This window comes from Vibrio sp. Y176 (assembly GCF_033438945.1).
The window spans coordinates 1-1,083 of sequence record NZ_JAWOQS010000116.1; the positions used below are offsets into that span (position 1 = coordinate 1).

Sequence of the window (1,083 nt, forward strand, 5' to 3'; positions counted from 1 at the left end):
CATTCCTTACAGCACTTCAACCAAACCCGCACCATTTTTGGCTTGGCAAACATAAATCGACTCTTTTAAGCCCGTAGCCGCTTGGTACTTCGCTTCAACTGCCGCTTTCACATCATCAACCAGTGCTGGCGGTACAAGTGCCACGATGCAACCACCAAAGCCACCGCCGGTCATGCGCACGCCGCCTTGATCGCCGATCACCTCTTTGACTATCTCCACCAGCGTATCGATTTCTTTTACCGTAATTTCGAAATCATCGCGCATCGAGGCATGAGACTCGGCCATCAGCTCGCCCATACGCTTCATGTCGTGTGCTCGTAGCGCTTGCGCCGCTTCCACAGTACGATCATTTTCTGTGATGACGTGACGAGCACGTTTTGCCACCATTTCATCCAGCTCAGCGACTTTCTCGTTGAACTGCTCAATCGTCACATCACGCAAAGCTTTCACACCGAAAATACGCGCCGCTTCTTCACATTGCTGACGACGAGTGTTGTATTCGCTGTCGACCAAACCACGTTTTTTATTCGAGTTGATGATCACGACAGCCATGTCTTCTGGCATAGAGACTGCTTCAGTTTCAAGGCTACGGCAATCTAATAGCATCGCATGATTTTCACGCCCTTCCGCTGAAATCATTTGATCCATGATGCCGCAGTTGCAACCGACGAATTCGTTCTCAGCTTGCTGACCGTTTAACGCAATTTCGGCTTGGCTGATCTCAAGATTGAACAGCACTTTGAACGTCTGGCCAATCACCACTTCCAACGCCGCCGATGAGCTCAAACCCGCGCCTTGAGGCACGTTGCCGCTGACTGAAATATCCGCCCCAGTAAACTGGTAGCCGCGCGCCAGAAGACACTTCACCACGCCGCGAATGTAGTTCGCCCACATTTTGTCTTGCTGGAAGGTAATGGCTTGCGTGATATCGAATTCGTCCATTGCGTTACCGTAATCGACCGACACCACACGCACGATATTGTCTTCACGCTTTGCCGCCGCCACAACCGTTTGGTAGTTAATGGCACACGGTAGGACAAAACCATCGTTGTAATCGGTGTGCTCACCAATCAAGTTCACACG

The 1,083-nt window shown here is 51.1% G+C and carries 1 protein-coding gene; it reads right to left on the bottom strand.

Going from position 1 to position 1,083, the window contains the following annotated elements; all coding sequences use genetic code 11:
- Positions 1-6: 6 nt before the first annotated feature.
- A partial coding sequence (gene galK / locus R7O13_RS24480) for a galactokinase (RefSeq protein WP_318304885.1) occupies positions 7-1,083 on the bottom strand: 1,077 nt, incomplete at its 5' end.